Annotated in this window: 23 protein-coding genes; 12 read left to right on the forward strand and 11 right to left on the reverse strand. The window is 61.2% G+C overall.

What is annotated here, in order from left to right; all coding sequences use genetic code 11:
* Nucleotides 1–164: 164 nt before the first annotated feature.
* On the forward strand, nucleotides 165–1,679 hold the full coding sequence (guaB, locus tag JMA46_RS01750) for an IMP dehydrogenase (RefSeq protein ID WP_348770021.1): 1,515 nt from the start codon (nucleotides 165–167) through the stop codon (nucleotides 1,677–1,679).
* A gap of 100 nt (nucleotides 1,680–1,779) precedes the next feature.
* On the opposite strand, the gene JMA46_RS01755 is transcribed toward guaB, so the two are convergent.
* The 5 genes from JMA46_RS01755 to JMA46_RS01775 form a co-directional block, all read right to left on the reverse strand.
* The gene (locus JMA46_RS01755) at nucleotides 1,780–2,421 is read right to left on the reverse strand and encodes a hypothetical protein (RefSeq protein WP_207343568.1); all 642 of its coding nucleotides are present in this window, start codon (nucleotides 2,419–2,421) and stop codon (nucleotides 1,780–1,782) included.
* Between the two features lie 77 nt (nucleotides 2,422–2,498).
* Nucleotides 2,499–3,146, reverse strand: coding sequence for a hypothetical protein (locus JMA46_RS01760; RefSeq protein ID WP_207343569.1), 648 nt, complete (start codon nucleotides 3,144–3,146; stop codon nucleotides 2,499–2,501).
* Nucleotides 3,143–3,625: a hypothetical protein gene (locus tag JMA46_RS01765; protein ID WP_207343570.1), complete on the reverse strand. Its 483-nt coding sequence runs from the start codon at nucleotides 3,623–3,625 to the stop codon at nucleotides 3,143–3,145. Before JMA46_RS01765 ends, JMA46_RS01760 begins: the two co-directional genes overlap by 4 nt.
* Nucleotides 3,625–4,245 carry a hypothetical protein gene (locus tag JMA46_RS01770; RefSeq protein ID WP_207343571.1) on the reverse strand — a complete coding sequence of 207 codons (621 nt, stop codon included), beginning with the start codon at nucleotides 4,243–4,245 and terminating at the stop codon, nucleotides 3,625–3,627. Before JMA46_RS01770 ends, JMA46_RS01765 begins: the two co-directional genes overlap by 1 nt.
* Before the next feature lie 54 nt (nucleotides 4,246–4,299).
* Complete coding sequence (locus tag JMA46_RS01775; RefSeq protein ID WP_207343572.1) at nucleotides 4,300–5,217, reverse strand: WXG100 family type VII secretion target; 918 nt, start codon at nucleotides 5,215–5,217, stop codon at nucleotides 4,300–4,302.
* Between the two features lie 132 nt (nucleotides 5,218–5,349).
* On the opposite strand from JMA46_RS01775, the gene JMA46_RS01780 reads away from it, so the two are divergent.
* The 8 genes from JMA46_RS01780 (at nucleotide 5,350) to JMA46_RS01815 (ending at nucleotide 16,619) form a co-directional block, all read left to right on the forward strand.
* The gene (locus JMA46_RS01780) at nucleotides 5,350–6,444 is read left to right on the forward strand and encodes a BtrH N-terminal domain-containing protein (RefSeq protein WP_207343573.1); all 1,095 of its coding nucleotides are present in this window, start codon (nucleotides 5,350–5,352) and stop codon (nucleotides 6,442–6,444) included.
* Nucleotides 6,445–6,478: 34 nt separating this feature from the next.
* Complete coding sequence (locus JMA46_RS01785) at nucleotides 6,479–7,603, forward strand: GuaB3 family IMP dehydrogenase-related protein (protein WP_207343574.1); 1,125 nt, start codon at nucleotides 6,479–6,481, stop codon at nucleotides 7,601–7,603.
* 143 nt (nucleotides 7,604–7,746) lie between these two features.
* Complete coding sequence (locus JMA46_RS01790; protein ID WP_207343575.1) at nucleotides 7,747–8,238, forward strand: PTS sugar transporter subunit IIA; 492 nt, start codon at nucleotides 7,747–7,749, stop codon at nucleotides 8,236–8,238.
* A 45-nt stretch (nucleotides 8,239–8,283) separates the two neighbouring features.
* Entirely contained in the window at nucleotides 8,284–9,111 is an 828-nt protein-coding gene (locus tag JMA46_RS01795; protein ID WP_207343576.1) for an SURF1 family protein, read from the forward strand.
* A gap of 147 nt (nucleotides 9,112–9,258) precedes the next feature.
* Entirely contained in the window at nucleotides 9,259–9,765 is a 507-nt protein-coding gene (locus JMA46_RS01800) for a DUF3817 domain-containing protein (protein WP_207343639.1), read from the forward strand.
* Nucleotides 9,766–10,052: 287 nt separating this feature from the next.
* A complete protein-coding gene (gene guaA / locus JMA46_RS01805; RefSeq protein ID WP_207343577.1) occupies nucleotides 10,053–11,642 on the forward strand; it encodes a glutamine-hydrolyzing GMP synthase in 1,590 nt (529 codons plus the stop codon).
* Nucleotides 11,643–11,754: 112 nt separating this feature from the next.
* Nucleotides 11,755–16,089, forward strand: coding sequence for an AAA family ATPase (locus tag JMA46_RS01810; protein WP_207343578.1), 4,335 nt, complete (start codon nucleotides 11,755–11,757; stop codon nucleotides 16,087–16,089).
* A 17-nt stretch (nucleotides 16,090–16,106) separates the two neighbouring features.
* Complete coding sequence (locus JMA46_RS01815) at nucleotides 16,107–16,619, forward strand: hypothetical protein (protein WP_207343579.1); 513 nt, start codon at nucleotides 16,107–16,109, stop codon at nucleotides 16,617–16,619.
* A 45-nt stretch (nucleotides 16,620–16,664) separates the two neighbouring features.
* Here the strand turns inward: JMA46_RS01815 and JMA46_RS01820 are convergent, their stop codons facing one another.
* From JMA46_RS01820 to JMA46_RS01830, 3 genes are all read right to left on the reverse strand, one after another.
* Nucleotides 16,665–17,450 carry a flagellar biosynthesis protein FlgA gene (locus tag JMA46_RS01820; protein ID WP_207343580.1) on the reverse strand — a complete coding sequence of 262 codons (786 nt, stop codon included), beginning with the start codon at nucleotides 17,448–17,450 and terminating at the stop codon, nucleotides 16,665–16,667.
* 139 nt (nucleotides 17,451–17,589) lie between these two features.
* Nucleotides 17,590–17,931 (reverse strand): FmdB family zinc ribbon protein, encoded by a 342-nt coding sequence (locus JMA46_RS01825; protein ID WP_207343581.1) that lies wholly within the window; start codon nucleotides 17,929–17,931, stop codon nucleotides 17,590–17,592.
* A 183-nt stretch (nucleotides 17,932–18,114) separates the two neighbouring features.
* Nucleotides 18,115–18,762, reverse strand: a complete 648-nt coding sequence (locus tag JMA46_RS01830) for a 5-formyltetrahydrofolate cyclo-ligase (RefSeq protein WP_207343582.1) — start codon at nucleotides 18,760–18,762, stop codon at nucleotides 18,115–18,117.
* A gap of 80 nt (nucleotides 18,763–18,842) precedes the next feature.
* On the opposite strand from JMA46_RS01830, the gene galU reads away from it, so the two are divergent.
* The 3 genes from galU (at nucleotide 18,843) to JMA46_RS01845 (ending at nucleotide 21,366) form a co-directional block, all read left to right on the forward strand.
* Nucleotides 18,843–19,745 (forward strand): UTP--glucose-1-phosphate uridylyltransferase GalU, encoded by a 903-nt coding sequence (galU, locus tag JMA46_RS01835; RefSeq protein WP_207343583.1) that lies wholly within the window; start codon nucleotides 18,843–18,845, stop codon nucleotides 19,743–19,745.
* A gap of 4 nt (nucleotides 19,746–19,749) precedes the next feature.
* The gene (locus tag JMA46_RS01840) at nucleotides 19,750–20,364 is read left to right on the forward strand and encodes a GNAT family N-acetyltransferase (RefSeq protein WP_207343584.1); all 615 of its coding nucleotides are present in this window, start codon (nucleotides 19,750–19,752) and stop codon (nucleotides 20,362–20,364) included.
* Between the two features lie 201 nt (nucleotides 20,365–20,565).
* The gene (locus JMA46_RS01845) at nucleotides 20,566–21,366 is read left to right on the forward strand and encodes a hypothetical protein (protein WP_207343585.1); all 801 of its coding nucleotides are present in this window, start codon (nucleotides 20,566–20,568) and stop codon (nucleotides 21,364–21,366) included.
* 316 nt (nucleotides 21,367–21,682) lie between these two features.
* Here the strand turns inward: JMA46_RS01845 and JMA46_RS01850 are convergent, their stop codons facing one another.
* From JMA46_RS01850 to JMA46_RS01860, 3 genes are all read right to left on the reverse strand, one after another.
* Nucleotides 21,683–23,632 (reverse strand): DUF4832 domain-containing protein, encoded by a 1,950-nt coding sequence (locus tag JMA46_RS01850; RefSeq protein WP_207343586.1) that lies wholly within the window; start codon nucleotides 23,630–23,632, stop codon nucleotides 21,683–21,685.
* 121 nt (nucleotides 23,633–23,753) lie between these two features.
* Nucleotides 23,754–24,524, reverse strand: a complete 771-nt coding sequence (locus tag JMA46_RS01855; RefSeq protein ID WP_207343587.1) for an NAD(P)-dependent oxidoreductase — start codon at nucleotides 24,522–24,524, stop codon at nucleotides 23,754–23,756.
* A 19-nt stretch (nucleotides 24,525–24,543) separates the two neighbouring features.
* Nucleotides 24,544–25,488: a carbohydrate ABC transporter permease gene (locus tag JMA46_RS01860; RefSeq protein WP_207343588.1), complete on the reverse strand. Its 945-nt coding sequence runs from the start codon at nucleotides 25,486–25,488 to the stop codon at nucleotides 24,544–24,546.
* Nucleotides 25,489–25,501: the final 13 nt, after the last annotated feature.

Below are 25,501 nucleotides of genomic sequence, written 5' to 3' on the forward strand. Positions count from 1 at the left end.
GTGTTTTAGCGGGCAGTTTCCCGCCGACTTGTGATGCTCCCCACCGGAATAGTGTCAGGACCGCTTTCGTTTTAGACTGTAAACAACGCACAGACTGGCTTCGTAATGACGGGGCTGGCCATTGGATGCACATCCCACCGGTTCTACCCCGCCAAGGAGCCTTCGTGTCCCAGCCTGAAATCAATGATCCCTTTGCCTTAGTCGGATTGACGTATGACGACGTCCTGCTTCTTCCCGGCCACACCAACGTCATCCCGTCCGAAGCTGACACCAGTTCACGGGTGTCCAAGCGCATCACGGTGAAGATCCCGTTGCTGTCTGCCGCGATGGACACCGTGACGGAGTCACGCATGGCCATTGCCATGGCCCGTCAGGGTGGTTTGGGCGTAGTGCACCGCAACTTGTCCATCCAACGCCAAGCTGAAGAAGTGGATCTGGTCAAGCGCAGCGAGTCCGGCATGATCACCAATCCGGTGACTGTTGGTCCGGACGCCACCCTCGCCGAGTTGGATGAGCTGTGTTCGCGTTTCCGTGTCTCCGGCCTGCCCGTGGTCGACGGCGGTGGCCGTCTCGTGGGCATCGTCACCAACCGCGACACCGTGTTCATTCCGGAAAGCGAATACCCGAAGCGTAAGGTCAGCGACGTCATGACACACATGCCGTTGATCACCGGCCGCGTCGGCATCAGCCGCGAGGAGGCCTCCGGCCTGCTGGCAAAGAACAAGATCGAAAAACTCCCCCTAGTGGACAACTCCGGCGTGCTGCGTGGACTGATCACCGTGAAGGACTTCGCCAAGGCCGAGCAGTACCCGCTGGCCACGAAGGACTCCGAAGGACGCCTGCTGGTTGGTGCAGCCATCGGCTTCTTCGGCGACGGCTATGAGCGTGCCATGACACTGGTTGAAGCGGGAGTTGACGCCTTGTTCGTGGACACCGCCAACGGCCACAGCCAAGGTGTGTTGGAAATTATCGCCCGCCTGAAGAAGGAAAAGGCAGCCGCTCACGTTGACGTCATCGGCGGCCAGGCGGCCACCCGTGAGGGCGCCCAGGCACTCATCGACGCTGGCGCCGACGCCATCAAGGTCGGCGTTGGCCCGGGCTCCATCTGCACCACCCGTGTGGTCGCCGGAGTCGGCGTTCCCCAGGTCACCGCCATCTACGAATCCGCCAAGGCCGCAACCCCGGCCGGTGTGCCGTTGATTGCCGACGGCGGCCTGCAGTACTCCGGCGACATTGGCAAGGCCCTGGTGGCTGGCGCTGACACCGTCATGATCGGTTCGCTTTTGGCCGGCACGGAAGAGTCCCCGGGCGCCACCGTGTTCGTCAACGGCAAGCAGTTCAAGGCGTACCGCGGCATGGGCTCCTTGGGCGCCATGCAGTCCCGCGGCGAGAACACTTCCTACTCCAAGGACCGCTACTTCCAAGCGGATGTGTCAGGCGACGAGAAGCTCATCCCCGAAGGCATTGAAGGCCGTGTGGCCTACCGCGGCCCGCTCGCATCGGTTGCCTACCAGCTGGTGGGCGGTCTGCGCCAGACCATGTTCTACGTCGGCTCACCCACCATCCCGGAGCTGAAGGCGCGCGGCAAGTTTGTACGCATCACCGCGGCCGGACTGAAGGAATCCCACCCGCATGACATCACCATGACGGTGGAAGCGCCGAACTACCTGAACAAGTAGCGGGGTTCTAAAAGCAGACAAAAAACGACGACGGCGACCCACCTTTCAAAGGTGGGTCGCCGTCGTCGTTCGCCTAAGCAAGCTCTTGGCGGAGAGCCATCTACTGTGAAGGGGCCACATCCTGCTGGGCGGACAGCACTGTCTTGAGCTGGTCCATGGCCTCTGCGGCGGGGAAACTTTCCTCGGTGAATTCAGATTCAGAGCCGCTGCGCAGCACCCAGTCACCGGACTCCACCGCTGTCAGCTGGGCCACGATCGGCTCGGAATCGACGCGCAGGCGCCGGATCACTGCGGTGGCTGGCAGCCCTTCGGCTGCACCTGTGAGGTATTCGTTGCCCAAATGCAGGCCGAGTTCAAGCAGGGCAGGACCGGATTCGATCGGCTGGATTTCATGTACGCCATAGGGGCTGATGCTCAGCAGGATGGCGCCAACATTGGAGCCAACGGCGAACAGCACATGGCTGCTGCTGGGTGTGGTCAAGGAGATTTCAAGCCACTCCTGAGCTTGGGAAAGGACAGAGCCAACCACGGCGCACTTGTCCAGGGGCACAATCTTCTCGCCCTGGGGTGTGGCGAGCCCGCGCACCATCAACGTTGTCAGCCCGGCATTGTGCAGAAGCTGGTTATCGCCGTGCTGATCAAGGCGCAGCAGGCCCAATGTCACGGCAGCCGATTCCGTGGGGGTCATGGAAAGCAAAGTCAAGAGTTCGTGGTCAGTCATGTGCAGTTCAGTGTCAGTCATGGACTAAGCGTATCGGCCGAGGGGCCCCAGCCGAGCGAAGCGAGGTGTGGGGAGACACGAAAGCGGTATCGGCCGGACTAGAGCGGGCCAAAGTTCCTGTTGCCGTGCGGATCGTGCCAAGTCATGGACAGGTTCTCCAGTTCGGCTCGTATCGTTGCGTGGCGGTCGATGTACCTGCGGAAGTCCCGGCGCGCATTTTCTGCTCGGTAGGCCGGGACAGCGAAGACGCTGACCGTGCCAACGACGATGAGCAGGCACACGGCAATAAAGGAGAAAGCCGGCACCGGCCCCTGTGTCAGCCACCCGGAGATGGCGAAGGCCACGGGGAGGCCTACAGCAGCGGTAATGAGGATGGCGAGGTTGATTCCTGACGTGAATTTTTGTGGTGCGCGGGAGGCTGTAGGCCGTCGGGACTGCGGAATTTTTGGCAGTTTAATGGCCCGGACCAGTGCTCCGGTGGCCAACAAGGCGAGGCCGATCAGAATCAAGGACAGCCACAGGGCTATTGCACTTGTCATAGTGGCCAGGGAAAGGAGGCCGCCGCCGAGCAAGGCGATTCCCAGACCGGTAGCGGCGCCGGACAGGCCCCGCCACTGCCCGTGAATCCAGGCCATATCCCGCAGCGCGGAGGTGCTGGTCTCTGGCGCAGTGCGGGCCATGTCTGAATCAAGCCAGTAGGTGAGTGCGCGCCCGGGCAGGGGAGGGAACGGGTTTGAATAGCTCATGGGGCCTGTTCCTTTTGCGTTGGATGAATTTTGTGTGCTGCGAGCTTCTTGGCCCAAAGGACCAAGAAAGGATAAATGCTCAGCGGCACTGCGAAAATTATGGGGTCGACGCCAAATCGGGCCGTGACACCGGCTGCTGCAAAATACCAAAACAGCCCTGCCATTGCCCACATTACGGCAGCCACCACAATAAGAGCGGCGGACGGCGTCGGGCCAGCTGGGCCAACAGGTATGGCATTTGCGGCTGGACTGGTCGGAAGTCGGCGCATTTTGGCCAAGAGGGGGATCAACAGCACGGCAAAGACGCTCGCGCCAATGGCTGCAGGCACCCTTCGGGACGTTCCGGCCAGCTCTATGTTCAGCAGTGCCACGATCAAAAAAACAAGGGCGACGGCGGCCGTTGCCACCATGAGGGCGGCAACACGGCCCCTGATGGTTCCGCCAAACGGGGCCGAGGATGAAGCAGAGGCTGGCGGCATTAACGCGACAATGCTGCGCTGAGCCGTTCAAACGCGGCAGCGGCCGGGACGGTTTCTGTCTGTGCGGCGTCGCCGCTGCCGGAGAGCAGCGTCCACGTTTCCGACTCATCTCGTTTGAGATGAGCCGTCAGCGTAGTGCCCGAGGCGGGGTGGAAGGTGACCATTGCGGAGGCAGGAAGCCCGTCAGTGGCATCTTGGAGGTAGGCCTGTGAGAGCAGTACACCCAAACGGGGAAGCCCTTCGGCGGTGTCGACGGGACGCACCTGGTGCGCCCCTAGTCGGTTTAGGGACAGCAGGAGGGAACCATGCTCAGAGGCGGCAACGAACATGACGTGGTCTGAGCTGGGCGTCACGAAGGCGACCTCCAGCCACTCGGTGGCCGTTGTCAGGACCGCGGCCACCAGAGCGCCGCGTTCCACCGGGATAATGTCTTCGCCATTGGGTTCGGCCATGCCGCGGGCCAGCAGCGTAGTGACGCCGGCCCGTTCCAAGATATCGCGGTTCGCCACGGTTGACAGACGGAACAGGTCGCGTGTGGCCGCCGCGGCGTCGGTTGGATTCATGGCCAACAGTGCCAGGAGTTCGTGGTCGGTCAGCAAAAGCTCTGATTCGTCGGTCATTGTTTCCTTATGGTTGAAATCATGGTGGGAGTTCGGTACCAGCAGTTATCAACTCTATCCACCAGATAGCCAGCCCCACGCTTTTTTGGCCACATTTGCGCTCTGTTCACCAATCCAGCCGGCGCCTTCGGCAGCTTTGCCGCCCACCCATTTAGCACCGTCGCCGACCATCTCGCTGGTGCTGTCGTAGCCCATGGAATTAGCCAGCATGCCCGCACCCGCCCACGCAATTCCGGCAACAGCGAAGGCGGGGCCCACCACTGGGATGAATGAGCCAGCGGCCAAAACGGTGGTGATTCCGCCGTCGAGCATCTGGTTCGTGTCGCCATTCATGAGCCCATCGGCAAATTGGGCACCTCCGCCAATGATGCTGAGTACTCCTGCGGCACGTCCCAGCATGGAGAGCCCGTTGAGCAGTTGGGTTCCCTTGGCGTATTGTCCCAGTTGACCGGTCCGGGCGGAAAGCAGGGCCCACGATGATTCACGCAGCACCCCGGCCTGAACAAGTTTGCCCAGCACGACGTCGGCGAAGGTGCCACTGATCGAGGCGAGAAGATTGGCGCTTTGGTAGACGGAGTTTGAGCTGGCGTCCACCAGATCATCCAGTGACAAGTTGGCACCAGCATCGCCGCCCGGCCAGGCCGGAAGGCGGTCGCCGGGGCCGGCAGGCAGTTGGCTTCCGGTCCCAGGACCAAAACCGCCGGCCGCACTGGCTTGGACTTGCTCGTCCGCCTGATTTCGCAAAATGGTGGAGTACTGGGCCAGTACGTCGCCGGTGGAGTGCAGCTTCGACCGCATGCCGTTGTGCCACTGGCTGCGGAACCTGTCGCTGTCGGTGCCGGACCAACGTGCACCGGTGATGACACTGTTCAGTGATGTGGACAGCTGCTTGAGTGTGCTGCCCGAGGTCTCCATGGTTTTGGCCAACTCGCGCAATTGTTCGGGGTCTGCGCCGATCATGCCATCCGTCATGGAAAGTCCTGTCCTTGGATAAAGTGCGCCGTCATTGGGCCAGTGCTGCTTGTCCGTTTCACCCTATTCCACGAAGTGCCCATCGGACATGGGGAGAACTCACCACCGCGCCCGTCCCGCTACAATCAACAAATGCCTGCCGACTACAATCCCCGCACCGACTACTCGCATTGGGACTGCGGTTTATGGAACCGCGTCCTGGCCGCGTCGCGCGTGCGGAACCCGTTCACAGAAGAGCCTTTCAGCGAAGTGGCACTGGCGGGTCTGGGTGGGGGCATCGGCTTCATGATCTTCACTTTTGAGTACACGGACACCACCACCGCCTCTGTGGTGACACGCTTTCATCCAGGGCCGTACACCGAGAACTTGCTGCGCCGTTGCGGGGCCAACATCAATATTCAGCAAACCGGAAGCGCGCCCCTGGCCCAGTCGAGACTGGACGCTGCGTTGGAAACCGGGGTGCCCGCCGTCGTGCGGGTGGTGCACGGAACACTCCCGTGGGTGCCGGCAGATCCGCTCGCGGACATGGATTCCGTGGATGTAGCGGTGGTAGCCCGGGACGGTGAAGACTACCTCGTGGACGACGGCGGTGGGCGCCTTGAGCGGATCAGTGTCCCAGCGCTGGCTGCAGCGCGCGCCTCACGCAAAGCCGACAAACACTGGCAGGCCCATGTGGCAGGCGGCGGCGGGGAGGCGTTGAACGCGGAGGTGCTGCGCCACGCTATGGCTGAGACAGCGCAGGAACTTTTGTCGCAGCAGGCCCCACCTGGGGTTCCGCCCAGCTACGCGAAAAACTTCGGCATCGTAGGTATGCAGTCGTGGGCACAGCGGCTCCGCGACACCTCCACACGGCAAGGCTGGTCGCGGATCTTCGGTGATCCGCAGCGCGCAGTGGAGGGCCTGGGCATGTTGCACGGGCTGCTGACTGGAAAGCGGTTTAGCGGGCCCGGTGCGTTGCGGCCGTTGTATGCGCAATTCCTGCGCGAGGTGGCGCGGTACGGGCAGGGGAGTTCCGGCGTCGAACTTTCCGGGGTGAACCTGGAAAAACTAACGGACGCGGCTGAACATTACGATCTCCTGGGGGAGCAGTGGGAGGAGCTAGTTGCGTCGATTGGGGCTGCTGGAGAAACGAGCTTTACGCCCATGGCGGCGCAAGTCGAGGCGATAGCAGAACGGGAAACCGCGGCCGCGCTGGCCCTGCAATCAGCCGTGCGCGAAGCATTTTGAAGCCCGGGGCCCTCGCTGAGATAGGCTAGGGGGCGTGACTTATGAGATTGAGATTGGCCGTGGAAAGCGTGGACGCCGCGCATATTCGTTGGACGAGATTTCGATTGTGCCCGCCAGGCGCACGCGTGATCCCCAAGATGTGTCGGTGAAATGGCAGATCGACGCCTACCAGTTTGAAATGCCCGTCATTGGCGCGCCCATGGACTCGGTCATGTCCCCGGAAACTGCCATTGCCCTGGGCAAGTTTGGCGGCTTGGGCGTGCTCGATTTGGAAGGCCTGTGGACCCGCTACGAGGATCCGCAGCCGGTGCTGGACGAGATCGCAGCACTGGAAGGCTCCGTCATTGACCCGGAGACTACCCGCCGCCTGCAGGAGATCTACAGCGAGCCCATCAAAGCGGAGCTGATCACGGCACGACTGGCGGAGATCCGTGCTGCGGGCGTGACCGTGGCAGGTTCCCTGACGCCCCAGCGCACACAGGAGTTCTACAAGACCGTGATTGCGGCTGGCGTTGACATCTTCGTCATCCGTGGAACCACCGTTTCAGCCGAGCACGTCTCCAAAACCACCGAATCGCTGAACCTGAAGCAGTTCATCTACGAGCTTGACGTCCCCGTCATCGTGGGCGGCGCGGCAGGCTACACCTCAGCACTGCACCTGATGCGCACCGGCGCGGCAGGGGTTCTGGTGGGCTTCGGCGGCGGCGCCTCCACCACTACAAGCCGTGCGCTGGGCATCCGTTCACCGATGGCCAGCGCCATCTCCGATGTGGCAGCAGCACGCCGCGACTACATGGATGAGTCCGGCGGGCGCTATGTACACGTCATCGCCGACGGCGGCATGGGTTCCAGTGGGGACATGGTCAAGGCCATCGCGATGGGCGCCGACGCCGTCATGCTCGGTGCTGCATTGTCACGTGCCGCAGAGGCGCCTGGGCAGGGGTGGCACTGGGGTGCCGAGGCACACCACCAGGTGCTGCCGCGCGGTCACAGGGTGAAGATGAACACTGTGGGAACCCTGGAGGAAGTTCTATTTGGGCCTGCCCACCGGGCCGATGGAACCTCAAACCTGATTGGTGCACTGCGTCGCGCCATGGCCACCACAGGGTATTCAGACCTGAAAGAATTCCAGCGGATCGACGTCATTGTTTCGCCGTAATTGATTTGCGCAATGATGCCCCGGACCACTGTTGTGGACCGGGGCATCGTTGCGCTTGGGGCGGTTACTGCGCACCGATTCTGCCAATGCACAGGGTCTAGACTGGTAAGAGCTTCTTTGACCAAACGTCGCGAAAGGTACCAATGACATCGGGTTCGCTGGAACGCTACAACACAGAATTGACCAACCCCGGGTTGGTGATTTTGGAAATGGTGGCTGAATCCAAAGAGGACGCCGCCGCCCAATTGGCTGCCAAACTGTTTGAGCAGGGCAGGATTTCGGACCTTGATGGCTTCCTACGCGACGTCAACGCCCGCGAACACCAGATGGCTACCGGCTTGCCCGGAGGGATCGGCCTGCCGCACGCCAGAAGTGAGTACGTCAAGGAAATTTCTATCGCCGTGGGCGTCACCAAGTTCGACCACAGCCTCAATTTTGGTGCAATGGACGGCCCCGCCACCGTGATCTTGCTGATAGCCACCCCGGCCAGTTCATTCTCAGCCCACTTGGAAGTTTTGGCGACACTGGCGCGCTCGCTCTTCAAAGAGAATTTCCGCGAGTCCCTGCGCCGGGCACACGACGCCGAGGTCATCGCGGAGTTGATCAACTCCTCGCTGGTTTTCTTCGATCACTAGGGGCAGCATTCGCTGTTCTACAGAGAGACGAAGTAACGTTGAAGCGTGTTGAAAACTGCCGTCAAACCCAAATGGATCGCCGCGCTGGTGTTTGCGCTGGTCGTGGCTTCCGTCTTTGTCATCCTGAGCCAATGGCAGTTCTCCCGTTCGTTGGAAAAGGACGTGGCACCGCCTGAGGTGACGGAAAAGGTCCAGCCGCTGCTGGATACCTTGAAGCCGGGGGAGCCGATGATGGGCGACGTCGAAGGGCAGATCGTCACGGCGAAGGGCACCTTTGATCCGACGAAGCAGCTGCTTGTTCCTTCGCGGTTGCAAGATGGCAACACCGGATACTGGGTGGTAACGGCGTTCGAAGTGGATGGTGCGCCGGTTCTCAGCGGGGTGGCCGCCACCAAGGAAGTGGTCATCCCCGTTGCCCGCGGCTGGATTGCCTCCCCGGACAACGTGCCCGCCGCGCCAACCGGCAGCATTGATCTTGTTGGCCGGATGCTCAATTCCGAAGGTCCGGAACTGAATAAGAATCTTCCCGCCGGTCAGATCAGCATGCTGTCCTCTGCCGAGCTGAGCAACATTTGGAACGTCAGCACATACTCCGCTTTCGTCGTCTCCCAAACCGAGCTGGCCGACGGGCACGAAGTTGGCGCGGCGTCCACCAGCAGCGGCCTGATTCCCATCACCGTCACCGCAACCGACCAAAACAACAAGGTCAACTGGCTGAACATCTTCTACTCCATTGAATGGGTGCTGTTCGCCGGGTTTGCCGTGTTCGTGTGGTGGCGCCTGGTGGCCGATGACTACCGCCGTGGCCAGGACGAACTCTTTGACCTCGCTGGCGACGACGGCAGCGTCGAAGAAGACGACGCCAGCAGCTGACATCCCACAGGACTGACCCCCGCAGTGACAGAGAATTTATCCGGACTGGATTTTGGCCAGTCTGACACCACCCATAGATTGAGGAGAGCCGGCACCGTGACCGAGCCCAACAACGCCGAACCAACCAATACAGTGCCGAGCAACTCAGTGCCTGCCAGCGCCCCCGCGGCAGTACCGGCTGCCACGGCTGCCACGGCTGCACCGAAGCGCCGCTTCGGTGGTACGCCAGCACAGATTCTGAGCGCACTGAAGTTCTACAAGGTTCTTGCCTATGCAACCGGCACCATGCTGCTGCTGCTCGTCGTTGAACTTGTAGTGCGCTACGGGTTCCAGAGCGTGCTTGTGGCAGGCGGGACCGACACAGCAGGGGCTGCCCACGGGCTGGGGTTTGTCAGTCTTGACGGCGGTGTCATGGCCATCAGTGGCGGCGTGAACCTGTCCACCTTGGTGCTGATTGTGCACGGCTGGATGTACGTTGTCTACCTCATTGCCGACTTCCGCCTGTGGACGCTGATGCGTTGGCCGTTCGGCAAGTTGGTGCTGATTGCGCTGGGTGGAGTGGTCCCGTTCCTGTCGTTCATTGTTGAAGGACGGATCCACAAGGAAGTACTGGCCGAGGTTGCGGCCAATCCGAAGGCCGGCAAACGGTACTAACCCGCTGAGGCCCCCACCGCCCCGCTGACCTCCCGTACCCCACCGACGCTCGTGCACTTTTCGGGGCCTTTTCACGGACCCTTCTTCAATTGGGTGCGGGAGCGTTGTCCGATTGCCCCCGGAAGGTGCTGGAGCGTCGGTGGTGGGGAGGGGCTTGGCTGCAGTCTTGCTCATGAACACCTGCCAAACCACGTGAACACCTGCAAACCCACGGCAATTTTGAGTCTCTTGTCACGGAATGCTCGGCACCGTGACGTGGCGACTGCGCTGTGGGTTAAGATTGTTAGGTGACTAATCCCGCTCCGGCCCAGACATCCCAGAAGCCCGTCCTGGTTGTGGACTACGGCGCCCAGTACGCCCAGTTGATCGCGCGCCGTGTGCGTGAGGCCAACGTGTACTCGGAAATCGTTCCGCACACCTACACCACTGCGCAGCTGCTGGCCAAGAACCCAGCTGCCATCATCCTCTCCGGGGGACCCTCAAGTGTCTACTCTGAAGGCGCACCCAACGTTGGTGCAGACCTGTTTGAAGCCGGCATCCCGGTCTTGGGCATTTGCTACGGCTTCCAGGCCATGGCTGCTGCCCTCGGTGGAGTTGTTGCCCAAACCGGTCAGCGTGAATACGGTTCCACCCAGGTGCAGGTCCTGGGTGAAAGCCGTTCCATCCTGAGCGCCACAAACGCGGACCAGACCACCTGGATGAGCCATGGTGACAGCGTTCAGCAGGCGCCCGAAGGCTTTGACGTGCTGGCAACTTCGGCTGGCGCACCCGTTGCCGCGTTTGCCAATGAGGAAAAGTGCCTCTTCGGCGTCCAGTGGCACCCGGAAGTCAAGCACTCGGAGTTTGGTCAGAAAGTGCTGGAAAACTTCCTGTTCAACGGTGCCAAACTCGAGAAGAACTGGACTGCCACCAGCATCCTTGACGAGCAGGTGGATCGCATCCGCGAGCAGATCGGCGACGCTCAGGTCATTTGCGGCCTCTCCGGCGGTGTTGACTCGGCTGTTGCAGCCGCCCTCGTGCAGCGCGCCGTAGGCGACCAGCTCACGTGCGTGTTCGTAAACCACGGCCTGTTGCGCCAAGACGAGGCAGAGCAGGTGGAACGCGACTTCGTCGCAGCCACCGGAGCCAAGCTGTATGTTGCCAACGAACAGGACCGCTTCCTGAACGCGTTGGCCGGAGTCTCTGACCCCGAAACGAAGCGCAAGATCATTGGCCGCGAATTCATCCGCGCCTTCGAAGAAGCAGAGCGGGCGATCATGGTCGCTGCCGCATCCGAAGGCGAAGAGATCAAGTTCCTAGTCCAGGGAACCCTGTACCCCGATGTGGTGGAATCTGGCGGTGGTGAAGGCGCAGCCAACATCAAGAGCCACCACAATGTGGGCGGGCTCCCGGAGGACCTGCGCTTTGAGCTCGTTGAGCCACTGCGTGCCTTGTTCAAGGACGAGGTGCGCGCCGTGGGCGCCGAGCTCGGTCTGCCTGCCGAAATCGTCGGCCGTCAGCCGTTCCCGGGCCCCGGCCTAGGCATCCGCATCGTTGGCGAGATCACCGGCGAACGGCTGGAACTGCTGCGCAAGGCAGACGCCATTGCCCGCGCCGAACTAACCGCTGCCGGCTTGGACAATGAAGTGTGGCAGATGCCAGTTGTGCTGCTCGCAGATGTGCGCAGCGTTGGTGTCATGGGCGACGGCCGCACCTACGGCCACCCGATCGTGCTGCGCCCGGTGTCCTCCGAAGATGCCATGACAGCTGATTGGTCACGCCTGCCTTACGACCTGCTGGCGAAGATCTCCAACCGGATCACCAATGAGGTGGACGGCGTAAACCGCGTTGTCTTGGACGTCACGTCCAAACCACCGGGAACGATTGAGTGGGAGTAAATCCCCTCTAGGTACGCTGGAGGGCGCCTGAGTCACCTATTTCAGGCTTATTTAGGCACCCTCCAGTGTGCCGAACAGGCATTCTCAGGCTAGGAGCGATAGCCTTAAATACATGTCAGTATGGTCAAGACCGTTCCGCTCAAGTGCAGAGAAGAAGGCACCCGTGTCCGAAGTTGCAGGCCCCAATGAGAGTTCATTGGAGCTCCAAACCTGGCTTGCTGGATTGGATTCCTATTCCGGAGCCGACACGGCGCTTGCCTTCACCAAGACCGAGTATGGCAGCATCTCTCTCACGCACGCCCACCCCTCGGGCCTCGCCCAGCTTTTGGCGGGCCGCAAAACCCGCCTCTCCACGCTGATCCGCGAACCCGAACTCTATGCTGCAGCCAAAACAGCTGCCGCCGCCCTCCGTGCCAAAATCTTTGAACTCAGCACCGATCGCGGGATCGACGTCGGATACCTCGCCGCCGGGATTGCCCGCTGGTCCGCAGTCGGGGGACCAAGCAGTGGCGACGTCTGCGCGCCCGTGCTGCTTGCCGCCGTCGCACTCACCGTGCGTCCCGGGCAGGATGACTACGAGTTTCAGCTGATGGAGCAGGCCCAAGTCAACCCGGCACTGGTGAAGTACCTGGCTCAGCACTCCAATATCCACTTGGACGCACCCGCCCTGGGCCGCTTGGCCTACAGCACCGCACGCTTTGACCCCGCACCTGTCCTGGACCGGGTTCGCACGCTGCTGGCACCCATCGCCGGAGCCGAGGTGGAGCATGAACTCATCGTTTCAACGTTCGCCTTCCTCGCCGACAACCTGAACGATCCGGCCCTGATGGCCGGCAGCCCGCTGCTCGAACTCCTGCAAAGCCACAGCGGAGACGACGTCCTTCCGGTGGAGCTGGAACCGGACTTTTCTCAGTTTGACAGCCTGGACGAGAGAGACCCCAAGGACGAACTCCTGGTGCTGGACGCCGATCCGCAGCAGCAATACGTGCTGGACATGGTGCGCAACGGAGAATCCGTACTGGTCTCCACACCTCCAGGCACGGGCCAGACACAGACAGCCATCAACGCCATTGCCGCGTTGGTCCACGACGGCAAGAGTGTTCTGGTGGTGGGCGAACGCCGCGGAACTTTGAATGAGCTGGCGCAGATATTTGGAGAGCACGGCCTGGATTCACTGCTGCTGCAATTGAGTGCGCAAACCGGTCCGCAGCAAATCAAGTCACAGCTGATCAGGGCCATCACTCGCAACGAAAAGGCTGAAGAACCGAAACTGGGAAGCCTGCATGAGCTGTTGGTGGACCACCGCCACCAGTTAGTTGATCATGTGGCGAGCCTGCACAATGTGCGTGAGCGCTGGGGATGCTCGCCCTACGAGGCCATGCAGTCACTGGCTCAGCTGACGTCAATCCACCCGGCACCCTCCACCACCGTGCGTCTGAAGCGCAGTGTGCTCGACAGCATCCGCGACCGCACGGACCTGAAGGTGAGCTTGGGCCGTGCAGCCGATCTTGGCGCATTCAGCCGGGCCGCTGTGAGCAGCGCCTGGCACGGTGCCCGCATGGTGACCCGCAAAGAAACCGAAACGGCGTACCAACTGGCCGAACAACTGTTGACGCAGGTGCCCGACTTCGCGACAAAAATGCATGAAGTGGCAGAGTTTGGCCAGATCCGCCAAGGACATTCCTTTGCGGAATGGGGCCGACAGCTCAACATGCTGGTGGCCATCCGCGAAAGCCTGGACAAGTTCAGCGCCGATATTTTTGACTGGTCGACCGATGAAATGATCGCCGCCACAGCCACCTCCGCTTGGCGCAAGGAACACCGAGTGGAGATGCCTGCCCTGCAGCGCGCCCGCTTCCGCCGCAACGCCAAGGATCTGGTACGCCCTGGCGTCCACATCGCCGATCTGCATGCCTCACTGCTGCTCGTCAAGAAACAAAGCGTGCTGTGGGCCAAGGCCGCCAATGGCAAGCGCCACCCCACAGTGCCTTCCGGTTTGGCTGATTTAAGCCGGACTTACATGGGCTTGCGCGAAAAGCTCCTGACTTTGGGCGCTGTTCTCGATAAGACGGTTGACGGCGGGGACCTGCTGAATTTCAATGCAAGCGAACTCGTGGGCCGCTTGGAGGCGCTGGTTGCCTCGAAGGAGTCGCTGGAGACACTTCCCGAGCGAACCCTCCTCGTGGAAGGCATGCGTGAGCAAGGCCTGGGCGAGTTGCTCGATGACCTGGCCCGCCGTGAGGTGCCTGCAGGCCTAACTGGGCCCGAGCTTGAACTTGCTTGGTGGCAGTCCGCACTGGAGGCCATGATCAGCGGGGATGAATACCTTGCAATGTCCGACGGCGAGAACCTCCGCCGTCTCGAAGCAGAGTTCCGCATCGCAGACCAGGCACACGTTGCTTCCGGGCCGGGTCGGATCCGCTGGCGGTTGGCTCGGCGGTGGGCCGAGGTACTCGTTGGTGGCAACCGCCAAGGCGAGATGCTGCGCAACGTGTTGAAGGACGGCCGAGTCTCACTGGCTGCCTTGAGCGCACAGGCACCTGACCTGCTGCGTAATCTTGCTCCCGTTTTTGTACTGAGCCCACTTGTGGTGCCCACGGCCATTCCTGAAGGACTGCGTTTTGACGCCGTCGTGATTCTGGATGCCGAGGCGACATCTCTGCAATCCGCACTCCCGGCGTTGGCACGTGCTGAACAAGTAGTGGCGTTCGGCGACGAACAAACAGCGTGCCCGAAGAGCTTTAGTGTTGCTGTCAGTGCCCCGGGGAGCCGGGGTGCGGACCAGCACCCCTTGGAAAGCGTGTTTGGTGCGTTGTCCAGGGTTCTGCCCCGCCACCGGCTGACCATTGCGTACCGTTCCGTCGACGAGGACCTGGTACGTCAGCTCAGCTCCGGATTCTATGATTCCCAGCTCGAATGCCTGCCGGACGGCAGGGCACTGACGGGACTTGACCGTTCACTCACCGTGGACTATCTCCCGGACGGCAAGGGGCTTCCCAGCAGCGACGGCGTGGAGTCCGTGGTGGCCGAGGTGAACCGCGTCGTTGATCTTGTTTTTGAACACGCCAGGATCCGGCCGCTTGAGTCTTTGGCCATCATTACAGCAAGCGAACGTCATGCCGTCAGGGTTGCCCAAGCCATTCGCGTCCACATGGCGAACCACCCGATGCTTGCAGACTTCTTCGCCTCCGGCCCCGAGTCGTTCCGCGTAGTCACGGTGGACAGGGCTGCCGGGCTTGTCCGGGACCGGGTCATCTTCTCACTCGGCTACGGACGCACGCCCCACGGCAGGGCATTGCACGGTTTGGGCCCGCTGTCTGAACCGGACGGCCGGGCGAAGTTTGCGCTGGCCATGACCCGGGCGCGTTCGCATATCCACATTGTCACGTGCTTCAGGGCGGAAGATCTTGACGAGAGCAGGCTCAGCCATGGGGCTGTTGACTTGTTCGAACTGTTGAACCGTGAACTTGCCGGCAACTCGCTGCTAGGCACCCCTGCAACACGTGCACAGGACAGCGAACGGGAAACCGGGGAAGACCCGCTGGTGGCCGACCTTGCAGACAGGCTCCACGCCCGCGGCGCCCGTGTTTGGCACCACTATGACGGCGCCCTTGACATGGCGGCAGCCCCGGACCCGATCCAGCTGCTAGGCCGCGAGGAGCAGGAGATCCCGGTGCCAGTGGCCGTTGAATCCGACGGCACTGCCAAGTACAGGAACATGAGTGTGCGCGAACGCAGCCGGCTCCGCCCGCAAATGCTTGAACGGCTGGGCTGGCGGTATGTGTCGCTGTGGACCATTGAGGTCTTCACCGATCCTTCCAGCTGCGCGGATGAGATTGGGCGCTACTTGGGGCTGCCCTCCACTGCCGGAGATGCAGACTTGGCATCGCTGATAGGCACGTCCATGGACACGTCCATGACAGCCGTCATGGACTCACCCCGTTCCCGCCGCCGCAGCGGCACAGTAACTCCCAGTGCCGAGGACGCTACTTCGAATGCTGACACCGACAATACAGACTCCGCAGCTAGCGATGACGGCAGTGTTGCCGGTACCGATGACACTATTAGGGATGACGCAGGGGATTCCACGGAAACTCAGGTATGCGCCAACGACGTCACAGCACAGACGGACAACGCTACCGCTGACGGCAGTGCAGCTGACAACGGCAGCGCCGACAACGGCGCCGCAGCCGAGGCCGCTGCAGCAGCTAAGGAAAACGATGAAAGTGTGCCGCCAATGAGTGAAGAGGCTGGGGACCAAGGCAGCGAAGGGAAAGCTGTTGAAGCCGAGTCGAAAAGTGCTGCAACACCAGCAACACCGTCCATAGAATCGGAGGTGTTGCCCAAGGAGCCGCCGAACGACGCCGCACACACATGGGGTGACAACCCCGAGGACCGCGGCCATGACGCATGGCTGCGCGAGAACAAGCCTCCACATTGGGGCTAGATATTCAAAGGAATTCAATGGACACTCCGCCAAGGGTGCCTGGTCTGGGCGCCTTCCTGGACAAGGACACAGGTACGCCGAAACCACCCACACCACAGCTGGTGACAGTAGCCTCACGGCTGCTGTTGCTCGCCGCGGTTGTTCAGGCAATAGCCTCGGTGATTGCTGTGGTCTACGCCGCCTCACCTGCACGGCTGGATGCCATCCAGCTCCAGATTGACGCCATGACGGGGAACACTCCGAGCCTGGCAATGATGCGGAATCTGGGAATCCTCACCGTGGTCATCTCAGGGATCGCCACGATAACCGCGTACGTGCTCTTTGCCTTTTTTCTGGCCAAAGGCCGTTCCTGGGCCCGAGTTGCCGCTGGCGTGCTGGCGCTGCTCACAGTGATGCAGTTGCTGGGGATCACCCTGCCTGAAGGCCTGACTACCGTGGCTCAGATTGTGTTGGGTGCCGTGGCCGTGGGGCTGTGCTATCTGCCTGGACCCAATCATTTCTTTGCGACTGTCAAGGCAGCGAGAAGCTAGCCGGATCCTTGGCGCCTACCCGGTGTCAGGAAAAGCAGCGCAGGGCTAGTTCAACAAGATCAGGAAGACTTTCCCCCGGCTGATGGTCCCGGCCAGCCGCACGGCCTGCTCGGCAGAAGCTGCCACCACCACAATTCCCTCATTGTCTTGCACGGGGAGCAGCCCGCCATTTCCTTGTGACAGTGCTGGCGTCCACAGCACGGGGACTCTTTCGGCCAGGAGTTCATTGCCAACCGGTCCGTCAAGTCCAGCGCTGCTGCTGAGCACCACGGTGACAAGCTGACCTTGGCGCAACAGCGTGAGGGTGGAGGGATCACTGAGGCGCACAGGGACTGCCTGGCTTCCGGCCGGTGCACCAACAAGCAACCCATTCCCCAACAGCGATGCATCTGTGAGAACTTCCCCGCGCCTGACGGGACCGGAAAGCTGCTGGCCCTCCCAGACTGCTGCGTCAGCCCCATCCGCGACAAAAGTTGTCTTTGTGTCTGTGCTTGTGTCGGGGGGAGCGTTGGGTGCGGCCAGTGCGCCGTCGGGCACCATTTTGGGGCTGAGCGCGGCGGTGGCAAGATCTCCGCTGCGCAGAAGATGGCCAGCCGGAAGGTCGCGGGAAGCGACCATTACAGAAGTTGTGGACGGACTTGTGGGTGTGAGCTGTTGGACGGCTATGGCCGCAGCTGCGCACAAGAGCAGGGAAGCAAAGAGTCGCCGGCGACGACGGATCAGCCTGCGCAGCCGGGCAAGGGGCGATGACGGAGGGCCGGTCCATGGCTGGGACCGCCAAGCCGGCCCCGGATAGAGCGGAGGGGTTGGCGGAGTGCGAGAGCGCTTCATAATCCAACGCTAGGCCCATGTAGGTGGCGGGGGCTGGGGCCGTGGACACATTGTGGGCCGCTGTGCGCTGCGAGGTACTTGTGGAGGAAGCACTAGCCGGTTGTGGCGAAGCCAGCAGCCGCAAATCAGCGAAAAGTGATTAGCTTGCTGCCGTCGCGGGGGTTTTGGTCGCCTTGTTGCCGGAGGCTGAACCACCGGAAACTGAGCTACTCGAAGCCGAGCTGCTCGAGCCTGCTGTTGCAGACGAGACCTTGGCTGCGCTGGCCTGATCGCTTGAAGCCGCCGCGGGGACAGAACTTGAGATGGACCGTGAATCGGTGCGGTAGAAGCCGGAGCCTTTGAATACGACGCCCACGGAGTTGAACTTCTTGCGCAGCTTCCCGCGGCATTCGGGACAGACAGTCAAAGAGTCATCGGTGAATGACTGTTGGATGTCAAAGGCGTGGCCGCAATCTTTGCAGGCGTAAGCGTATGTGGGCACTGAATTTCCTCCTGGATGCATGCGTGGGGACCATGCGACGGGCAGTAATGTGGCTGGCAGTCCAAGGTCCCAAGTGCTAATTCTACCATCGCAAGGTACAACGGCATTGGGCGCCAGCTCATTCCCGCAACCTGACGCTGTGACGGCAGCCAACGCGTACCCCACTGGGGTCAGGGGCAGGGTTTAGGGAAGCGGCTCTGCAGGGGTGCCCAGCGCCTGGTATCGGTCGGGTGTGAGCGCATAATTCACCGGAGCGTCAAGTTCGTTGTGGGGAAGTTGCCCGGCAGGAAAGACTTCATGTTCATACACGAGCGCAGCGACCGGAATAGTGGTATTCGAAGGCAGGAACCGGTCATAGTACCCGCCGCCTTGGCCCAATCTCATGCCCGTGAAATCCACGGCCAGCGCTGGGATGAGGACGGCTGAAACTGTTTCCAGTCGCTCGAACGGGAGGCGGGGTCCAATGGGTTCCATGACGGGAGCAAATGCGCTGCGAACCATGGGTACTGCCGGGTACCAAGGTGTCCAAGACAGCTGGTGCGACGGCTCACATACGGGCACATAAACTTTACGTCCTGAGCCAAACAGGATCTGCAAAAGTTGATCAGTGGGTGGTTCCCCGGCCATGGAAACATAAGCACATACGCTCTCCCCGGCACCCAGGGAATCCAGGAAAGCAAGCCCTGTCCGGGCCAAGTCCCGACCCACGGTTTCCTGGTCCACAGTGGCGGTAGATGACACTGTCGCCGTAAGGTTCCCGGCGGCGTCGTACGTTGCTTGTCGCCGGGCACGCAGTAAGGTGCGCCATGCTGCCTTGTTCGGTGTATTCATGCCGTTCCTGTGCAGGGATGAAGTTGCTGTGTGACTAACAGTATCCCGGCAAACAGGCGAATTTCAGTTACCCTAGTGGCATGACTTCTGTAAAGCATGTACGCAAGGCGGTAATCCCCGCAGCCGGTTTGGGAACTCGTTTTTTGCCCGCGACCAAAGCGATGCCCAAGGAAATGCTGCCGGTGGTTGATAAACCTGCCATTCAGTACGTTGTGCAGGAAGCAGTCAGTGCCGGCTTGACCGATGTCCTGATGATCACCGGGCGTAACAAGCGTGCGCTCGAGGACCATTTTGACCGTGTCCCGGTGATTGAGCAGTTGCTCGAAGCTAAGGGCGACGTTGAGCGTCTCGCCGCGATTCAGCACGCCACCGACCTGGGTGAGATTCACTATGTCCGTCAGGGCGACCCTAAGGGGCTGGGGCACGCAGTGCTGCGTGCCAAAACCCATGTGGGCAATGAACCTTTCGCCGTGCTTCTCGGTGATGACTTGATTGATGAGCGCGACGAGCTCCTGAACACCATGATTGCGGTGCAGGAACGCACCGGCGGTTCGGTCATCGCACTGATCGAGGTGCCGCAGAACAAGATTTCAGCGTACGGCTGCGCCGACATGGAGGCTATTGAAGGCGAGGACTACGTCCGAGTCCGCCACTTGGTGGAGAAGCCGGCTGTGGAAGACGCACCGTCCAACTTGGCGGTGATCGGCCGTTACGTGCTGCACCCTGCCGTGTTTGAGGTGTTGGAAAACACCCCTCCGGGACGTGGGGATGAAATCCAGCTCACCGACGCCCTGCAGACACTGGCCTCCATGGAAGGCGAAGGCGGCGGAGTGTACGGGGTCGTGTTCCGCGGCCGCCGCTATGACACAGGAGACAAGCTCAGCTACCTCAAGGCCGTGGTGACTTTGGCCTGTGAAAATGATGAGCTCGGTCCTGATCTGCGCGAGTGGCTGGGCGAATTCGCCAACGGTATCAACGGCTAATTGAGTGTTGGATCAGGCCATCTGGCCGGTGACGTTGAAGTGTGGCGATTTAATTCTGCGTCCCATCAAACTGCGGGACAAAGCTGAATGGACGCGGGTGCGCGCCCGCAATGCCGCCTGGTTGCAGCCGTGGGAGGCGAGCAGCCCGGCCGGTCAAGACGGGCTGCCCACCTACTCGGGCATGGTGCGGGTTTTGAACCGGCAAGCACGGGAGGCGTCCGCGCTGCCGTTCATCATCACTGAGCGGGTCCCCTCCGTGCCCAAGCCCGTCATCGTGGGCCAGCTGACGGTCTCAGGGATCCAGTGGGGATCTGCCATGACGGCAACCTTGGGATATTGGGTGGACAAGGACCGGGCCGGCCGTGGCATTGTGCCCACTGCGGTGGCCATGGTTACCGACCACTGCTTCCGCCAGTTGGGGCTGCACCGGATGGAAATCAACATCCGGCCGGAGAACGCGGCAAGTTTGCGTGTGGTGGCAAAGCTGGGTTTTCGCGATGAGGGGATGCGGCCCCGCTACCTGCACATCAACGGCGAATGGGCCGACCATAGGAGTTTCGCCATCACGGATGAAGAAATTCCCGAGGGCATCCTCAACCGATGGCTGGCAACGCGGTAGCAGTGCTGGCCCAGCAAGTAAGCGATGAGCCAGCCGGCTCGCAATGTTCGCGACTCGGGGCGTAAGAAATGCGTGATTCGTCTCCTTCGAGGGCGACACACCGCCAGCAATGCAGGTGAGGACATGTTTCCCCTTTAGGGTTGAAATGTGGCCGGACACGCGGTGCCAGCCCACCACATCCAGCAGTCGCAGGAGACGTCCATGGAAAGCTCAAATTCCGACGCCCACATCCGTGTGGGGCCGGGACCTTCAACGGCTGTGCCTCCGGCTGTTGAGAAACCTTTGAAAATTCGCTGGGGCAGGACTTTCCTCGCCTTGGCAGGCCTGCTCGCACTCTTGGCGGCAGGCATCTCCGGAGCGTTGAACGTGTTCTCCTTGGGGTCCGCAGCTGTTTCCTGGACAGGACTGGTCGTGTTCGTCGCCGTGATCTTTGCCCTGCGCACTCTGGCTGTCCGCGATCAAACCGCACGCCGGGCAGCGCGCCGAGCTGCGAGCACGACGTCGATTGCACCACTCGCTGTTTCGCAGGCAACTGCGCTCGAACATCGAGAGACGGAGCTTTTCGATGGGGCCGAAGGCGCTCCTCCAGCGGCTGTTCAGAAGCCGCTCACGGCGGCTGAGTTACGTGCAGCCGCCCTGCGGGTCGCGGCCAAGGGAACTGCCGATGCTAAGTTGGCAGACACTGAAACTCTCGCCGATACGTGGGTGCCTGTTGAGGTCCCCGTGCCTGGCTACGTCACCGCAGCCCGTGCCCTAGGTTTGGAGAAGCCGCTGAACCTGCCGAAAGCCCCGACGTCCACAGGAGCATCCATCAAAGCCGACCAGGCTGGCGTGGGGGAGGGCCTCAACGGAGTTGCAGCAGTGCCGGAAGTTCCCGGTGTCGAAGCACCCAAAAAGAACGCTTCGCAACCTACAGCCCCGCCGGTATCCGTTCCTGCCGCAGAGCGCGGGAGCTACGCACTGAACAACCTGGATGACGTGCTGCAGCGCCGCCGCGCCTAGACTTTCCCAAAAGAGCCGGGTCCTTCGGGGCCCGGCTTTTTATTGCCTGGCACTGGTTTGTTCAGCACAGCCCGCGCGGTTCAGTGAACTGCTAGCCCGCGGCAACACTTGCATACATTTCTGCTGTGCACTGGCCCGCGAAGGGTTCCCAAGGGATTTGGTGCTGCCAGCCAACGGCCACCTGGGGTAGCTCAGGCATCAACCGTTACCCCCAACGGCAGTCCAGCAAAAACACTTCGGGCGGGCACCAGAATAAATTCCCGTGCCCGCCCGAAGGTTGCATTAATGCGATGTTGCGTGTCGGTGCTACCTGACGTTAGTGACTTGCAGACCTGCGGCGGCTTGCAGCGAACACGGCTGCACCGGCGATGAGCAGCAGGACTGCCATCCCGCCGAGCAGCGTGTTGTTGGCACCGGTGTTGGCCAGCTCATTCTGGGCTGCTGCACTGCCTGCAGCCGTTGTTTGAGCTGTCGCATTCCCGGCAGCACTGGTGGAAACCGTTGCCGTTGCGCTGGCAGCTGCGGCGGTGATGGTCAGGGGTGTACTTACCTGATGCGCCTTTCCGTCCAATCCCACACCGTCAATCATGATGCGGTGCTGGCCCGCCGGAATGTCCGACGGCACAACCACGCTCAAGCTCACAACTCCGTTGGCATCAGCGGTAGCCTTGCCCAACTGCACCGGCTCCGAGAGCAGCGTGAAGGTTGCGCTGCTCCCCGCTTTGAAGTCCTCCCCCGTGATGATGAGCTTGCCGCCCTGTGCCACGGTGTCCGCGCTCAGTTTGATGCCGGCCTTCGTTGGCTCCTGAGTCGGTGCCGCGGAGGTTGCAGAGGCCGACGGCGTCGCAGTCACCGAAGCGCTTGGCGTTGCCGTCGGTGCTGCTTCCAGCTCCGTGGTGCTGAGCTTGTTCCAACCTGTGGTGGATCTGTCGCCAGTCAAGGCCAGCTTGATGGCCGGGACGCTGTTGCGGGTTTTGTCCACGATGGCAACGGCGAAGTTGTAGCTGCCGGACGGAACGTCTGTGGGTGCAAATGCCGTGCTGTCGTTCGCATTGGTTCCCTTGATCCACGAACCGGGATCTACATCAGACTGCACCTGGTAGACGGGTTCGCCGGTGGCCTGATCGAACAATGCATAGGAAACCTGGTACTTGTTGTTCCACTGCGGATTGTTGTTGGGCATGCGGCCCACGCCTGTATTGCTCCATGTGGAGTCAATGGTGGCTTCGCGTGCGCCAATTGGAAGAACTGTGGGGATGCTGACGCTGCTGGGGGCCAAGCGGTAGCCGCCGTTGACTGCGAAGTCCTCCACGAGGTCAGGGTTGTCCACCACCCAAGTCTTTACATCCGGCTCGTGGCGAAGGTCGAGGTAGTTGGCATGCAGGTTCTTGGCGTTGGCGACGACGCGCTCCAGCATGGGGCGGTACGGCTTGGCGCCGGGCACCTTGAAGCTGTCGTCGCAAGAGGTCGCCCGCACAGTGAAGTTCTGGTAGCAGTTTTCGCCGACCAGGATCGTGCCTGGGAAGCGTTCCGCGATGGCGTTCTTTTGATCCTGAGGGAACCACAACGTGCTGCCGAGGCTGTCGCGCCGCATGATCGAGCCCTTGGCGATCTGCTCATCCAAGTGGTCGTAGTTGAGGGCAGGCGCAAAATTCAGCGCCAATAGAACATTTTGGAAGGAATCTCGGTAAAGATCACCCAACCAGCGCACGGTAGCTGCCGTTTGGGATGCGTTCAGCCCCTTCATATTGTGCATTTCACCCCAAGCGCCGATGGTGTTTGTATCGACGAAATCCACCTCTTCAGGGTCGTCGAAACGAGCACCGAAGGAGGCCATGAAGTTTTCAAACTTCTTCATGAAGACCGGGTTGTTCACATAGGGAGTGGTAAATGATGGTTCCGGATTTGATGCGTAGCCAGTGGCTCCGGCTTTGAAGACGAATTGGGGTGTTGCTTGCTGATGGGTGTCCCGGCTGTCAACAAAAACCCGGAAGGCCAAGCGCTGGCCGTGGTCCTTGGCCTGTTGGATGAAGGACTTGAAGTTGTCGTCCTCGTTCCAGGCGTAGTGGCCTTCCGTCGGTTCCAGCCGGGACCATGGAATACGCAAGTACACCACGGAGGAAGCGGCAGAATTCGGGCCCACTTCGCCCCAAAACTCATCGGCGTTGGCCAAGGCATGGTCAAATTCCTCGACGTACGCCATCCAGCCCATGCCCGGGTTACGCAGGACACTGGTTGTGTCGCGTTCCGGGGTAACAGTGGTCATGCCCGGCAGAACACCTAATACCAGTATCAACGTCTTATTTTTAGGTGAACTGCGCCGGTCAAACCAGGAACGAGACCTGTTCCAGCGGAGTGATGTGCACTTGCACCTGCGGAGGCAGACGCTAGTTGGTGTGGAACAGCTGGCAGGCGCTGGAGGTCGCCAAGGGTAGTTGGGCTGGGTCGTCCACTTCCCAGCGGTCATGGGGGGCCCAGCCAAGATCTGCAAGAGCATTCTCGGTGTTCCAGCGCTGTGCCGAGTCGAGGGAGACCGCGTGGTAAATGCCAAAGCCGGGCGAACGGTTCAGTGAGGCATCGACCAAACTACGCAAATCAGCTGTGGAGAACCATGTGTGCGCAAACTGTTGCTCAATCAACGGCCAGCCGGTCAAGCCGAGTCTGAGGCAGGAGACCGCATTGCCTTGTGAATCCTGGTGGAGCCTGGACAGCGCCTCGATGGCGATTTTGCTGGCTCCGTAGGGACAGCAGGGACGTGGGGCTTTCGTGGGGTCAATGGTGCTGACCCCGTCGCGGTAGTCCAAGCCAGTGGCGTGAACGGAGCTTGCGATGACAATGTGTTGCACATTGTTGTCCATCGCCGCACTGAGCAGATGGTCCGTCATGGCGATATTGACCAATGCCTCCCCAACCGAAGAGGCTGGGGAGGCGTTGGCGGCAAGGTGGACGATTGCATTGCAACCGTCCACCGCGACCCGGCAGAAGTCTGAATCTGCCAGATCACCGACCAAGAGTTCGTCTTCTGTGGCAAAGATGGAAGGACGCGCATCAAGCGGACTCCTTGTGGTGATCCTGATCCGATAGCTGCGGCGCAAGTGATCCAACAGCAGACGGCCAACCGTGCCATTTCCCCCGGTGAGGAGGAGAAGAGGTTTCAAAGCCGGGTGTTCCTTTCGATTATTTGCTAATTCCTACTGTCATGCCTTCAACAATCCGCCGTCCCAGCCAGATGAACAGTGCCAGAACGGGGGTGACCACCATGACGATGCCGGCAAAGAGCCCGCCCCAGTCGGCGCCGTTGAATTGCGCCTGGTCAAGGAAGGCCAGCAGTGCGATCGGCAGCGTGCGGTTTTCCGACGTCGTCAGCAGCACCAGCGAGAATAGCGTCTCGTTCCAGCCGGTGATCACAGCGAGCATGAACGCGGTGACCAATCCTGAGCGGGCAAGCGGCAGCACGATCTGAATAAAGGTGCGGATACCGGAGGAACCGTCGATGGCGGCAGCTTCCTCAATTTCGACCGGCAGGGAGCGGAAGAACCCTGCGAGCAGGAACACGGTGAACGGAATGCCCAGACCGACCAGGACGAGGACGAGTCCTTGAATGCTGTTGAGCATTTGCAGGTGCGAGATGTCCTGAAACTTGGCCATCATGATGTAGACGGGCACCAGCAGCACCTGTCCCGGAACGCCAAGCCCCAGCACAAATAGCAGCGTGAAGGTGGAGGAGAGCTTCCGGGTGGATTTGGCCAGAACATAAGCGGCAGGTGCCGAAATGGCAACCACCAGCAGGGAAGAGACGAGAGTGGCAATCACTGAGTTGATTGCCGCAGTGCCAAATCCTCCTGTGTTCCAGGCGTTGGTGAAGTTCTCCACGAACGGCACGGCGGGTACGCCGAGCGGATCGCGGACAATGTCCCGGGTATCACGCAGGGACGTTACTGCCATCCACACCAGGAGGAAGAGGTTGAAGGCCACCAGCAACCAGGCAACGGTCCGGCCCACATAGCCGCCGGGACTGATCCGGTCCTTTCGCGAGGACCGGCGACGCATGCGGGGTCGCGAAGGACCGGGGGCCGACACCGATTCGGTTGGAAGCGGGGGCTGAGTTATGACTTTGTTCACGGGTTCAACCTTG

Origin of the sequence: Arthrobacter sp. E3 (genome assembly GCF_017353415.1) — a bacterium.
Classification (GTDB): domain Bacteria; phylum Actinomycetota; class Actinomycetes; order Actinomycetales; family Micrococcaceae; genus Specibacter.